9 protein-coding genes are annotated in these 14,421 nt (G+C 59.5%); all 9 read left to right on the forward strand.

Translation table 11 applies throughout. The features are described 5' to 3' along the window. The first annotated feature begins 114 nt into the window (after nt 1–114). The 9 genes from GXP72_RS15235 (at nt 115) to GXP72_RS15275 (ending at nt 14,417) form a co-directional block, all read left to right on the forward strand. Nucleotides 115–1,317, forward strand: coding sequence for an MdtA/MuxA family multidrug efflux RND transporter periplasmic adaptor subunit (locus tag GXP72_RS15235; RefSeq protein ID WP_090419606.1), 1,203 nt, complete (start codon nt 115–117; stop codon nt 1,315–1,317). Beyond that, nucleotides 1,317–4,439 (forward strand): MdtB/MuxB family multidrug efflux RND transporter permease subunit, encoded by a 3,123-nt coding sequence (locus GXP72_RS15240; protein WP_208763067.1) that lies wholly within the window; start codon nt 1,317–1,319, stop codon nt 4,437–4,439. The genes GXP72_RS15235 and GXP72_RS15240 overlap by 1 nt, the downstream gene beginning before the upstream one ends. Continuing rightward, nucleotides 4,440–7,517, forward strand: a complete 3,078-nt coding sequence (gene mdtC, locus GXP72_RS15245) for a multidrug efflux RND transporter permease subunit MdtC (RefSeq protein WP_208763068.1) — start codon at nt 4,440–4,442, stop codon at nt 7,515–7,517. Beyond that, nucleotides 7,518–8,933, forward strand: a complete 1,416-nt coding sequence (locus GXP72_RS15250) for an MFS transporter (protein ID WP_157189448.1) — start codon at nt 7,518–7,520, stop codon at nt 8,931–8,933. Further along, on the forward strand, nt 8,930–10,333 hold the full coding sequence (gene baeS, locus GXP72_RS15255; protein ID WP_208763069.1) for a two-component system sensor histidine kinase BaeS: 1,404 nt from the start codon (nt 8,930–8,932) through the stop codon (nt 10,331–10,333). Before GXP72_RS15250 ends, baeS begins: the two co-directional genes overlap by 4 nt. Further along, the gene (gene baeR, locus GXP72_RS15260; RefSeq protein WP_044597928.1) at nt 10,330–11,052 is read left to right on the forward strand and encodes a two-component system response regulator BaeR; all 723 of its coding nucleotides are present in this window, start codon (nt 10,330–10,332) and stop codon (nt 11,050–11,052) included. Before baeS ends, baeR begins: the two co-directional genes overlap by 4 nt. A 135-nt stretch (nt 11,053–11,187) precedes the next feature. Continuing rightward, entirely contained in the window at nt 11,188–11,520 is a 333-nt protein-coding gene (locus GXP72_RS15265) for a YegP family protein (protein ID WP_090419592.1), read from the forward strand. Between the two features lie 153 nt (nt 11,521–11,673). Then, nucleotides 11,674–13,035 carry a tRNA 5-hydroxyuridine modification protein YegQ gene (gene yegQ / locus GXP72_RS15270; RefSeq protein WP_208763070.1) on the forward strand — a complete coding sequence of 454 codons (1,362 nt, stop codon included), beginning with the start codon at nt 11,674–11,676 and terminating at the stop codon, nt 13,033–13,035. Between the two features lie 416 nt (nt 13,036–13,451). Continuing rightward, nucleotides 13,452–14,417 carry a hypothetical protein gene (locus GXP72_RS15275; RefSeq protein WP_048991159.1) on the forward strand — a complete coding sequence of 322 codons (966 nt, stop codon included), beginning with the start codon at nt 13,452–13,454 and terminating at the stop codon, nt 14,415–14,417. Nucleotides 14,418–14,421 lie beyond the last annotated feature (4 nt).

Raw genomic sequence — 14,421 nt, forward strand, 5'->3', positions numbered from 1 at the left:
TACCTCCATTCAGACCATTCCTGACAGTCTTCCATATTTCCTCCATTTTTCCGCTGTGTTGCCTGACTAAACTAGTATCATTCCCCGAAGTCTTCAGGATGAGAACGTATAACGATGAAAGGCAGTAATAAATCCCGCTGGGCAATCGCCGCTGGCATCATTGTGGTGGTCCTTGCCGCCGCCTGGTACTGGCACAGTCAATCCGCGAATTCCGCCGCACCCGCTGGTGCCACCAGCCAGGCTCAGCGCCCAACAGGCGGAGGGCGCCACGGCATGCGCGGCGGCGCGCTGGCGCCGGTCCAGGCGGCGACGGCGGTGAATAAAGCCGTTCCTCGCTATCTCACAGGTCTCGGGACCATTACCGCCGCCAACACCGCCACGGTGCGCAGCCGCGTCGACGGCCAACTGATGGCTATTCACTTCCAGGAAGGACAGCAGGTTAAAGCGGGCGATCTGCTGGCCGAAATCGACCCGAGCCAGTTTAAGGTCGCCCTCGCCCAGGCGCAGGGGCAGCTCGCGAAAGACAACGCGACCCTCGCCAACGCCCGTCGCGATCTGGCCCGCTACCAGCAGCTGGTGAAAACCAACCTCGTGTCTCGTCAGGAGCTGGATACCCAGCAGTCGCTGGTCAGCGAAACGCAGGGCACCATCAAAGCCGACGAAGCCGCGGTAGCCAGCGCCCAGCTGCAACTGGACTGGAGCCGCATCACCGCGCCGATTGACGGACGCGTGGGCCTGAAACAGGTCGATATCGGCAACCAAATCTCCAGCGGCGACACCACGGGCATCGTGGTGATCACCCAGACCCACCCGATTGATTTAGTCTTTACCCTGCCGGAAAGCGACATTGCGACGGTGGTGCAGGCGCAAAAAGCCGGTAAAGGCCTGGTGGTGGAAGCCTGGGACCGCACCAACAAGCAGAAGCTGAGCGAAGGCTCTCTGCTCAGTCTGGATAACCAGATCGACACCACCACCGGCACCATCAAGCTGAAGGCGCGCTTTAATAACCAGGACGATGCCCTCTTCCCGAACCAGTTTGTCAACGCGCGCATGCTGGTCGCCACCGAAGAAAACGCGGTGGTGATCCCCACCGCTGCGCTGCAGATGGGTAACGAAGGCAACTTCGTCTGGGTGCTTAACAGCGACAATAAGGTCAGCAAACACCTGGTGAAAACCGGTATTCAGGACAGCCAGACGGTGGTTATCAGCGCTGGCCTTTCCGCAGGCGACCGCGTGGTTACCGACGGCATTGACCGTCTGACCGAAGGGGCCAAAGTGGAAGTGGTTGAACCTGCGAAACAGGGAGAGAAATCCTGATGCAGGTTATGCCCCCAGGCTCTACAGGCGGGCCGTCACGCCTGTTTATCCTCCGTCCAGTCGCCACCACGCTGCTGATGGTGGCGATCCTGCTCGCCGGGATTATCGGCTATCGCTTCCTGCCCGTGTCGGCGCTGCCGGAAGTTGATTACCCCACCATTCAGGTGGTGACGCTGTATCCAGGCGCCAGCCCGGACGTGGTGACGTCCGCCATTACCGCCCCGCTGGAGCGCCAGTTCGGCCAAATGTCGGGGCTAAAACAGATGTCCTCCCAGAGTTCAGGCGGGGCGTCCGTCGTGACGCTGCAGTTCCAGCTGACGCTGTCGCTGGACGTCGCTGAGCAGGAGGTACAGGCCGCCATCAACGCCGCCACCAACCTGCTGCCGTCGGACCTGCCTAACCCGCCGGTCTACAGCAAGGTGAACCCGGCGGATCCGCCGATCATGACGCTTGCCGTCACCTCCTCCGCCATGCCGATGACCCAGGTCGAAGATATGGTCGAAACGCGCGTGGCGCAGAAGATTTCACAGGTCTCCGGCGTCGGCCTCGTCACCCTGGCGGGCGGCCAGCGCCCGGCAGTGCGCGTCAAGCTGAACGCACAGGCCATCGCCGCGCTGGGGCTCACCAGCGAAACCATCCGCAGCGCCATCAGCAACGCGAACGTCAACTCGGCGAAGGGCTCGCTGGACGGCCCAACCCGCGCCGTGACGCTCTCTGCCAACGATCAGATGCAGTCCGCCGACGAATATCGTCAGCTGATTATCGCCTACCAGAACGGTGCGCCGGTTCGTCTGGGAGACATCGCCACTGTAGAACAAGGTGCCGAAAACAGCTGGCTCGGCGCCTGGGCCAACAAACAGCAGGCGATCGTGATGAACGTGCAGCGCCAGCCGGGGGCGAACATTATCGAAACCGCCGACAGCATCCACACCATGCTGCCGCAGCTGATCGAAAGCCTGCCGAAATCGGTCAGCGTGAAGGTGCTTTCCGACCGCACCACCAACATTCGTGCGTCGGTCACCGACACCCAGTTTGAGCTGATGCTGGCGATTGCGCTGGTGGTGATGATCATTTATCTGTTCCTGCGCAACGTTCCGGCAACCATTATTCCCGCCGTCGCCGTGCCGCTCTCGCTGGTCGGCACCTTTGCGGTGATGGTGTTCCTCGATTTTTCGATCAACAACCTGACGCTGATGGCGCTCACCATCGCCACCGGGTTCGTCGTGGATGACGCTATCGTGGTCATCGAGAACATCTCGCGCTATATCGAGAAAGGCGAAAAACCGCTGGCCGCCGCGCTGAAGGGCGCGGGCGAAATCGGCTTTACCATTATCTCGCTGACCTTCTCGCTGATTGCGGTGCTGATCCCGCTGCTGTTTATGGGCGATATCGTCGGGCGGCTGTTCCGCGAATTTGCCGTGACGCTGGCGGTCGCCATTTTGATCTCCGCCGTGGTGTCGCTGACCCTGACGCCGATGATGTGCGCCCGCATGCTGAGCCACGAGTCCCTGCGCAAGCAAAACCGCTTCTCTCGCGCCTCCGAGCGCATGTTCGAGCGCATTATTGCCGCCTACGGTCGCGTGCTGGCGAAAGTCCTTAACCATCCGTGGGCGACGCTCGGCGTGGCGCTCGGCACGCTGGCGCTCAGCGTGATGCTGTGGATTTTTATCCCGAAAGGCTTCTTCCCGATCCAGGACAACGGCATTATTCAGGGCACGCTTCAGGCCCCGCAGTCGGTCTCCTTCGCCAATATGGCGCAGCGCCAGCAGCAGGTGTCTGAGATTGTTATGAAAGATCCGGCGGTAGAGAGCCTGACCTCCTACGTCGGCGTCGACGGTACTAACCCGTCTCTCAACAGCGCGCGTCTGCAGATCAACCTTAAGCCGCTGGATGAGCGCGACGATCGCGTCAACGCCGTCATTGAGCGGCTGCAAAGCGCCGTGGCCCGCGTGCCGGGCGTTGAGCTTTACCTGCAGCCGATTCAGGATTTGACCATCGATACCCAGGTCAGCCGCACGCAGTACCAGTTCACGCTGCAGGCCACCACGCTGGATGCCCTCAGCACCTGGGTACCGCAGCTGGTGAACAAGCTTAACACCCTGCCACAGCTCTCCGACGTCAGCAGCGACTGGCAGGACAAAGGGCTGGCGGCGTACGTGAACGTCAACCGCGATACCGCCAGCCGCCTCGGTATTACCATGGCAGACGTGGACAACGCCCTGTACAACGCCTTCGGTCAGCGCCTGATCTCCACCATCTACACCCAGGCCAACCAGTACCGCGTGGTGCTGGAGCACAATACGGAGAACACGCCCGGCCTGGCGGGGCTGGACTCGGTGCGCCTGACCAGCAAAGACGGCGGCATTGTGCCGCTGAGCGCTATCGCCACGGTGGAAGAGCGCTATACCCCGCTGTCGATCAACCATCTGGATCAGTTCCCGTCCACCACCATCTCCTTCAACGTGCCGGACAATTACTCTCTCGGCGAAGCGGTGGAGGCCATTCAGGCGGCTGAAAAAGAGCTCAGCTTCCCGTCCGACATTCAGACCCAGTTCCAGGGCAGCACCCTGGCGTTCCAGGCTGCGCTGGGCAACACCATCTGGCTGATCGTCGCGGCGGTCGTGGCGATGTACATCGTGCTCGGCGTGCTGTACGAAAGCTTTATCCATCCGATCACCATCCTCTCTACCCTGCCGACGGCGGGCGTGGGGGCGCTGCTGGCATTAATGCTGGCGGGCAGCGAGCTGGACGTGATTGCCATCATCGGCATCATCCTGCTTATCGGGATCGTGAAGAAAAACGCCATCATGATGATCGACTTTGCCCTGGCCGCCGAGCGCGAGCAGGGCATGTCGCCGCGTGATGCGATTTTCCAGGCCTGCCTGCTGCGTTTTCGCCCTATCCTGATGACCACGCTGGCCGCCCTGCTCGGCGCGCTGCCGCTGATGCTCAGCACCGGCGTCGGCGCGGAGCTGCGCCGTCCGCTGGGTATCGGCATGGTCGGCGGTCTGCTGGTGAGCCAGGTGCTGACGCTCTTTACTACGCCGGTGATCTACCTGCTGTTTGACCGCCTGGCGCTGTGGACCAAAAGCCGCTTCCCGAAACGTGAAGAGGAGGCATAAGTGAAGTTTTTCGCCCTCTTCATTTATCGCCCGGTGGCGACGATTCTCATCTCGCTCGCCATTACCCTCTGCGGCGTTCTGGGCTTCCGGCTGCTGCCGGTGGCGCCGCTGCCTCAGGTGGATTTCCCGGTGATCATGGTCAGCGCCTCGCTGCCGGGCGCCTCGCCGGAAACCATGGCCTCGTCCGTTGCCACGCCGCTGGAGCGTTCGCTCGGGCGGATTGCGGGGGTCAACGAGATGACCTCCAGCAGCTCGCTGGGCAGCACGCGCATTATTCTGGAGTTCAGCTTCGACCGGGATATCAACGGCGCGGCGCGCGACGTGCAGGCGGCCATTAACGCCGCACAGAGCCTGCTGCCGAGCGGGATGCCGAGCCGCCCAACCTACCGCAAGGCCAACCCGTCCGACGCGCCGATCATGATCCTGACGCTGACCTCGGATACGTACTCGCAGGGGCAGCTGTATGACTTTGCGTCTACCCAGCTGGCGCAGACAATCTCACAAATTAACGGCGTCGGTGACGTGAGCGTCGGCGGGAGCTCCCTGCCCGCCGTGCGCGTAGGGTTAAACCCGCAGGCGTTATTCAACCAGGGCGTGTCGCTGGACGACGTGCGCTCCGCCATCAGCAACGCCAACGTGCGTAAACCGCAGGGGGCGATTGAGGACAACAGCCACCGCTGGCAGATCCACACTAACGACGAGCTGAAAACCGCCGCGGAATACCAGCCGCTCATCATCCACTATAACAACGGCGCCGCGGTGCGCTTAAGCGACGTGGCCAGCGTCACCGACTCGGTGCAGGACGTGCGCAACGCCGGGATGACCAACGCCAAGCCGGCGATTCTGCTGATGATCCGCAAGCTGCCGGAAGCGAACATTATCGAGACAGTGAACAGCATTCGCGCCCGTCTTCCGGACCTGCAGCAGACCATCCCGGCAGCAATCGATCTGCAAATTGCCCAGGATCGCTCCCCGACCATTCGCGCCTCGCTGGAAGAGGTGGAGCAAACGCTGGTGATCTCCGTCGCGCTGGTGATCCTGGTGGTCTTCCTGTTCCTGCGATCCGGCCGCGCGACGCTGATCCCGGCGGTGGCCGTGCCGGTATCGCTGATCGGTACCTTTGCCGCCATGTACCTGTGCGGCTTTAGCCTTAACAACCTGTCGCTGATGGCCCTGACGATTGCGACGGGCTTCGTAGTGGATGACGCCATCGTGGTGCTGGAGAACATTTCCCGCCATCTGGAAGCGGGCGTGAAGCCGCTGCAGGCTGCCCTGCAGGGCACGCGCGAGGTGGGCTTTACGGTGCTCTCCATGAGCCTGTCTCTGGTGGCGGTATTCCTGCCGCTGCTGCTGATGGGCGGGCTGCCGGGCCGGCTGCTGCGCGAGTTTGCCGTCACCCTCTCCGTCGCCATCGGCATTTCGCTGGTTATCTCCTTAACGCTGACGCCAATGATGTGCGGCTGGATGCTCAAGCGCAGCAAACCGCACTCGCAGCCGCGCCGCAAAGGCTTTGGACGTTTCCTGATGGCGATGCAGGAAGGCTACGGCAAATCGCTGAAGTGGGTGCTGAACCATACGCGGCTGGTAGGTCTGGTGCTGATCGGCACCATCGTGCTCAACGTCTGGATGTACATCACCATCCCGAAAACCTTCTTCCCGGAGCAGGACACCGGCGTGCTGATGGGCGGGATTCAGGCGGACCAGAGCATTTCGTTCCAGGCCATGCGCGGCAAGCTGCAGGACTTTATGAAGATCATTCGTGAAGACAAAGCCGTGGATAACGTGACCGGCTTTACCGGCGGGTCACGCGTTAACAGCGGGATGATGTTTATTACCCTGAAACCGCGCGGCGAGCGCAACGAAACCGCCCAGCAGGTGATTGACCGCCTGCGGGTGAAGCTCGCCAAAGAGCCGGGGGCCAACCTGTTTTTGATGGCCGTTCAGGATATCCGCGTCGGCGGCCGTCAGGCGAACGCCAGCTATCAGTACACGTTGCTCTCGGACGATTTAGCCGCCCTGCGCGAGTGGGAGCCGAAGATCCGCAAGGCGCTGGCCGCCCTGCCGGAGCTGGCGGACGTCAACTCCGATCAGCAGGACAACGGCGCCGAGATGGCCCTGACCTACGACCGTGAAACCATGTCGCGGCTGGGCATCAACGTTGAAGCCGCCAACAGCCTGCTGAACAACGCCTTCGGCCAGCGCGAGATCTCCACCATCTACCAGCCGATGAACCAGTACAAGGTTGTGATGGAAGTTGACCCTCGCTATACCCAGGACATCAGCGCCCTGGACAAGATGTTTGTGATTAACAACGACGGCAAGGCGATTCCGCTCTCCTATTTCGCCAGCTGGCAGCCTGCCAACGCGCCGCTGTCGGTGAACCATCAGGGGCTGTCGGCGGCGTCGACCATCTCGTTTAACCTGCCAGTTGGCTCATCACTTTCGGAGGCCAGCGACGCGATCAACCGCGCGATGACCCAGCTTGGCGTGCCGTCCACCGTGCGCGGCAGCTTTGCCGGGACCGCGCAGGTGTTCCAGGAGACGATGAACTCGCAGGTGATTTTGATTCTGGCCGCCATCGCTACGGTTTATATTGTGCTGGGCGTGCTGTATGAGAGCTACGTGCACCCGCTAACCATCCTTTCGACGCTGCCGTCGGCGGGCGTGGGGGCGCTGCTGGCGCTGGAGCTGTTCGGCGCGCCGTTCAGCCTTATCGCGCTCATCGGGATCATGCTATTAATCGGCATCGTGAAGAAAAACGCCATCATGATGGTGGACTTCGCGCTGGATGCCCAGCGCAACGGCAATCTCTCGCCGGAAGAGGCCATCTTCCAGGCCTGCCTGCTGCGCTTTCGTCCGATTATGATGACCACTCTGGCGGCGCTGTTTGGCGCGCTGCCGCTGGTGATCTCGGGCGGCGACGGCTCGGAGCTGCGCCAGCCGCTGGGGATCACCATTGTCGGCGGCCTGGTCATGAGCCAGCTGCTGACGCTGTACACCACGCCGGTGGTCTATCTGTTCTTCGACCGCCTGCGGCTGCGCTTTTCGCGTAAAAACAGAGAAACGGTAAACGGGTAAATGACTGAGCTTCCCAGCAACGTTCGCTGGCAATTATGGATAGTCGCCTTCGGCTTCTTTATGCAGTCGCTGGATACGACCATCGTCAACACCGCCCTCCCCTCCATGGCGAAAAGCCTGGGGGAGAGTCCGCTGCATATGCACATGGTGATTGTCTCCTACGTGCTGACGGTTGCCGTGATGCTGCCCGCCAGCGGCTGGCTGGCCGATAAGGTCGGCGTGCGGAATATCTTCTTTACCGCCATCGTGCTGTTTACCACCGGCTCGCTGTTTTGCGCCCAGGCCAATACCCTCGACCAGCTGGTCATGGCGCGCGTGCTGCAGGGCATCGGCGGGGCGATGATGGTGCCCGTCGGGCGGTTAACGGTGATGAAGATTGTGCCGCGTGAGCAGTACATGGCCGCGATGACCTTTGTCACTCTGCCCGGCCAGGTGGGGCCGCTGCTGGGCCCGGCGCTCGGCGGCATTCTGGTGGAGTACGCCTCCTGGCACTGGATCTTCTTAATCAATCTTCCTGTTGGCATCATCGGCGCCATCGCCACCCTGACGCTGATGCCGAACTACAAAATGCAGACGCGGCGCTTTGATTTCTTTGGCTTTATCCTGCTGGCGGCGGGCATGGCCACGCTTACCCTGGCGCTGGACGGGCAAAAAGGTCTGGGCATTTCGCCCCTGACGCTCGGGCTCCTGATCGCGCTCGGCGTTACCGCCATACTGTGGTACCTGTGGCATGCCAGAGGTAACGATAAGGCGCTGTTCAGCCTGAACTTGTTTAAAAACCCTACCTATCGCCTTGGCCTGTTCGGCAGCTTCGCCGGGCGCGTCGGCAGCGGCATGCTGCCGTTTATGACGCCCGTTTTCCTGCAAATCGGGATGGGATTTTCGCCGTTCCACGCTGGCCTGATGATGATCCCGATGGTGCTCGGCAGCATGGGAATGAAGCGCATCGTGGTACAGGTGGTGAACCGCTTTGGCTACCGTCACGTGCTGGTAACCGCCACGCTGGGGCTGGCGCTGGTCAGCCTGCTGTTTATGTCCGTGGCGCTGATGGGCTGGTACTACGTCCTGCCGCTGGTGCTGTTCTGCCAGGGGATCGTCAACTCCATGCGCTTCTCGTCGATGAATACCCTGACGCTGAAAGACCTGCCGGACGATCTGGCGAGCAGCGGCAACAGCCTGCTGTCGATGATCATGCAGCTCTCCATGAGCGTGGGCGTGACTATCGCGGGGTTACTGCTCGGCATGTACGGCCAGCACCACCTCAGCGTCGACACGCCGGTGGCGCATCAGGTCTTTTTGTATACCTATCTCAGCATGGCGGTCATCATCGCCCTGCCCGCTTTCATCTTCGCCCGCGTGCCGGATGATACCAGCAAGAACGTCGTCATCAGGCGCGGCAAAAGGAGTGGCTCATGAAATTCTGGCGTCCGGGCATTACCGGCAAGCTCTTTGTGGCGATATTTGCCACCTGTATCGTCCTGCTGATCACCATGCACTGGGCGGTGCGGGTCAGCTTCGAGCGCGGCTTTATTGATTACATTAAGCATGGCAATGAGCAGCGTTTGCAGGGCTTAAGCGATGCGCTGAGTGAACAGTACGCCCAGCACGGCAACTGGCGTTTTCTGCGCAATAACGACCGCTTTATTTTCCAGATCCTGCGCTCGCTGGAGCACGATACCGGCGACGATCGTCCGGGTCCGGGCATGCCGCCGCACGGCTGGCGCACCCAGTTCTGGGTGATTGACCAGGATATGCGCCCCCTGGTTGGGCCGCGTGCGCCGATACCGCCGGACGGCACCCGTCGTGCGATTAAAGTGAATAACGCCACCGTTGGCTGGGTGATCGCCTCCCCGGTGGAGCGCCTGACGCGCAACACCGACATCAACTTTGATCGCCAGCAGCGTCGCACAAGCTGGCTGATTGTCGCCCTCTCCACCCTGCTCGCCGCGCTCGCCACCTTCCCGCTGGCGCGCGGTCTGCTCGCCCCGGTGAAACGCCTGGTGGAAGGCACGCACAAGCTGGCCGCCGGGGATTTCACCACCCGAGTCGATACCCGCAGCCAGGACGAACTGGGCAAGCTGGCACAGGACTTTAACCAGCTCGCCAGCACGCTGGAGAAGAACCAGCAGATGCGCCGCGACTTTATGGCCGATATTTCCCACGAGCTGCGCACGCCACTGGCGGTGCTGCGCGGCGAGCTGGAGGCCATTCAGGACGGCGTGCGCCAGTTTACGCCCGAATCGGTGGCCTCTCTGCAGGCAGAGGTGGGCACGCTCACCAAGCTGGTGGATGACCTCCACCAGCTCTCCATGTCCGACGAAGGCGCGCTGGCCTACCAGAAAGCGCCGGTGGATGTGATTAACATTCTGGAAGTGATCAGCGGCGCCTTCCGCGAGCGGTTTGCCAGCCGCGACCTGAAGATTGACCTCTCCCTGCCGGACAGCGCGGTGGTGTTTGGCGACAAGGACCGGCTGATGCAGCTGTTCAACAATCTGCTGGAAAACAGTCTGCGCTACACCGACAGCGGCGGGGGGCTGCATATCTCCGGCAGGCAGGAAAACGGGCGTTTTGCCCTCACCTTCGCCGATTCCGCCCCGGGCGTGCAGGACGCGCAGCTGGAAAAACTGTTTGAACGTTTCTACCGTACCGAAAGTTCCCGCAACCGCGCCAGCGGCGGTTCGGGTCTGGGGCTGGCGATTTGCGTTAACATCGTCGAGGCGCATAATGGCACAATCCGCGCCGCCCATTCGCCTTTTGGCGGGGTTAGCATTACAGTAGAGTTACCTCTGGAACGGGATTTATCGAGAGAAGTATGACCGAGTTACCGATTGACGAAAACACGCCGCGCATTTTGATTGTGGAAGACGAACCCAAGCTGGGACAGCTGCTGATCGACTATTTACGCGCGGCCAGCTACGCCCCGTCGCTGATCGGCCACGGCGACCAGGTGCTGCCATACGTGCGCCAGACCCCGCCGGATCTGATCCTTCTGGATTTAATGCTGCCGGGCGTTGACGGACTGACCCTGTGCCGGGAAATTCGTCGCTTCTCCGACGTGCCGATCGTCATGGTCACCGCCAAAATTGAAGAGATTGACCGCCTGCTGGGGCTCGAAATCGGCGCGGACGACTACATCTGCAAGCCCTACAGCCCGCGCGAGGTGGTCGCCCGCGTAAAAACCATTCTGCGCCGCTGCAGGCCGCAGCGCGAGCTTCAGGTGCTGGACGCCGAAAGCCCGCTGATTGTCGACGAAAGCCGCTTCCAGGCGAGCTGGCGCAGCAAGCTGCTGGACCTGACGCCTGCGGAGTTCCGCCTGCTGAAAACCCTCTCCCACGAGCCGGGAAAAGTCTTCTCCCGCGAACAGCTGCTGAACCACCTGTATGACGATTACCGCGTGGTGACCGACCGCACCATCGACAGCCATATCAAAAACCTGCGCCGCAAGCTGGAGGCGCTGGACGCCGAGCAGTCTTTTATCCGCGCGGTGTATGGCGTGGGGTATCGCTGGGAAGCGGATGCGTGCAGGATTGCGTGACCTTTCGACGCTGAAACCCGCCCTAAGGCGGGTTTTTCTTTTCTGGAATCAATTCAGGAATCAACCATACTCTTTTTACCGGTTCGCTTACTGATAACTGGTGCCTCTCATTTTACTTTCGATCAAGGAGTTCCTATGTCTGGTTGGTTCGAATTAAGTAAAAGCAGTGATGGTCAGTTCAGGTTTGTGTTGAAGGCTGGAAACGGAGAGATCGTTCTTACCAGCGAGCTTTACACCAGTAAAAGTGCCGCCGAAAACGGCATTGCCTCCGTACGCACGAACAGCCCCCTGGACGAGCGCTATGAGAAGAAAACGGCCTCTAACGGTAAGTTCCATTTCAATCTCAAGGCAGGCAATCATCAGGTGATTGGCAGCAGCCAGCTTTATGCAACGGAACAGTCGCGTGATAAGGGTATCGCCTCGGTCAAAACTAACGGGTCTACTCAGACGGTAAAAGACAACACCTGACAGCACGACGCGCGCCGGGAGAGCGGTGACGCGACCCGGCGCTTTACCTCCCCGCCCCGCAGCGCTACAATGCCCGCCCTTAAAGTGGGGGATCTCCCCTTACCGCTGCACCAGGTGCCGCGGATCTGACCTGTCATCAGAACGAGAACAAACATGTTTAAACCGGAACTCCTTTCCCCGGCGGGAACGCTGCAAAATATGCGTTACGCTTTCGCCTATGGGGCCGATGCTGTCTACGCGGGCCAGCCTCGCTATTCGCTGCGCGTACGTAACAACGAATTCAACCACGAGAACCTGCAGCTCGGCATCAACGAAGCGCATGCCCTGGGCAAGAAATTCTACGTGGTGGTCAACATCGCGCCGCACAACGCCAAGCTGAAAACGTTCATTCGCGACCTGAAGCCCGTTGTGGATATGGGGCCGGACGCGCTGATCATGTCGGACCCGGGTTTAATCATGCTGGTTCGGGAGAATTTCCCGGAGATGGATATTCACCTCTCCGTACAGGCTAATGCCGTCAACTGGGCGACGGTCAAGTTCTGGAAGCAGATGGGGCTGACCCGCGTCATTCTGTCTCGCGAATTGTCCCTTGAAGAGATCGAAGAGATCCGCACCCAGGTGCCGGATATGGAAATCGAAATCTTCGTCCACGGTGCGCTGTGCATGGCCTACTCTGGCCGCTGCCTGCTCTCCGGGTATATCAACAAGCGCGACCCGAACCAGGGCACCTGCACCAACGCCTGCCGCTGGGAATACAACGTCCAGGAAGGCAAAGAAGATGACATCGGCAACATCGTTCACAAGCACGAGCCGATCCCGGTGACTAACGTCGAGCCAACGCTGGGCATCGGCGCGCCAACCGACAGCGTGTTTATGATTGAAGAAGCCAAACGTCCGGGCGAGTACATGACCGCCTTTGAAGACGAGCACGGCACCTACATCATGAACTCGAAAGATCTGCGCGCCATCGCCCACGTCGAGCGTCTGACCCAGATGGGCGTGCACTCCCTGAAGATTGAAGGCCGCACCAAATCCTATTACTACTGCGCGCGTACCGCGCAGGTATACCGCAAAGCCATCGACGATGCGGCGGCCGGTAAACCGTTCGATTCCAGCCTGCTGGAAACCCTGGAAGGCCTGGCGCATCGCGGCTATACCGAAGGCTTCCTGCGCCGTCATACTCACGACGACTACCAGAACTACGAGCATGGCTACTCCGTATCCGAGCGCCAGCAGTTTGTCGGTGACTTCACCGGCGAGCGCAAAGGCGCGCTGGCGGCCGTCGCGGTAAAAAACAAGTTTACCAAAGGCGACAGCCTGGAGCTGATGACCCCGCAGGGCAACATGAACTTCACGCTGGAGCATCTGGAAAACGGTAAAGGTGAAATGATTGAGGTGGCACCGGGCGACGGTCATACCGTCTGGCTTCCGGTTCCGGAAGAGGTGGAGCTGAAGTTCGCCCTGCTGATGCGTAACTTCAACGGTGAAAGCACCCGAAACCCACACGGCAAATAGTCAATCAGGGAAATTTTTTCGCGCTGGGATAATTCTTAGAATCGGATCACATACCGCTTCGTTCAATACGGGTATTATCCCTCCGCTGAAAAACATAACCCATAAATGCTAGCTGTACCAGGAACCACCTCCTTAGCCTGCGTAATCTCCCTTACGCGGGCTTATTTTTTGTACAATTCAGTCCACTTAGTCAGAATGAAATTGCCCCGCCCCACCAAATGAAGGGTGTTGATTCGCAGCAGCGTCTGCTGGAATATCTTTTACGAAAATCGGGCGGGTATAAGATATCCATCACAATTTTCATTGGTTCTGGCAGGATGGCGTGTTATTCGGATCATTCCTAACTCCCCTCCATTACATGCCCTTTACTCTTTATTTCTCAGCGTTATACGATTTCACATGGACGGAGAGACAACATGACGTTTCCTGGTCAGATTTCAAAGGATATTCCGGATTACGAACTCGCCCGCAGTCTGGGTCTAGCCTCCGGGGGCGATATTAATTTCACCGCCCTTGCCAATCAGCTGGACTGTAGCCGTAACTTTAGCCAGGTTGGGATCATCTACTCAGACGGTGCGCGTCAGTGGTTAGTGAGACCCTCAAGACGGATTGCGACGCCAAACGAAAGCTCGGTGAGTCATGTCGTCATCACTAAAGTAAACGCCTCATCAAGTAATCCTCTCCAGGCAACGACGACGACGATTCAGTCACCTTCATTAGCGACTGAAATAGGTTCTACGGCGATTTCTTGCGGAGCTGCCATTCTCACTGTCGTACTTGCTGCAGGCGCAGGTATGGCCATTCCTCTCACCGCAGGTTCTTCCGGCGCTGTTGCCGCTGTGATTGTCGCTGGTGGTGTAGCAACAGGAATTCAGTGTGCAAACGGGCTTGGCCGCTTGTCACTTATTGCCATGAATCATAATGACTATGTTGCGTGGATGGATTCCCAGGAGTGGTATACCGCAACCAATACTGCTCTTGATGCGATTTCACTTGCCGGGGCTGCTGCGGGTCTAAAAAGCGCTGTATTAACCTACCGCCTACTTAATCGCTCAACGTCTGAAAGTTTACTCTCGTTATTACAAAAAATGAGCCGGGCAGACCGCACGCGGTTAACTGAGGAAATCATTCGTATCCGAAATCCCGGGATCTCTAATTCAGGGGTTAAAGCAGCGATGAAAGCTGGCATTTACCCTAAACGTTACCCCTCGGAAGCGCTGCAGCTGCTCTTACAGCGAGAGCTGTTGAATGCTATTTCAAACTCCTCAGCATTTGTTGGCAGTGCTGTCTCGGGTACAATCCGGAATCCTCAGAATATTACACAATCTGGTAAATACGTTTTTGGTTTGATTCAGTCTTTTTCGTTTACAGGAAGTTATTGACCCG

The sequence above is a fragment of the Enterobacter sp. SES19 genome, assembly GCF_011765665.1.
In the GTDB taxonomy this organism is placed as follows: domain Bacteria; phylum Pseudomonadota; class Gammaproteobacteria; order Enterobacterales; family Enterobacteriaceae; genus Enterobacter; species Enterobacter pseudoroggenkampii.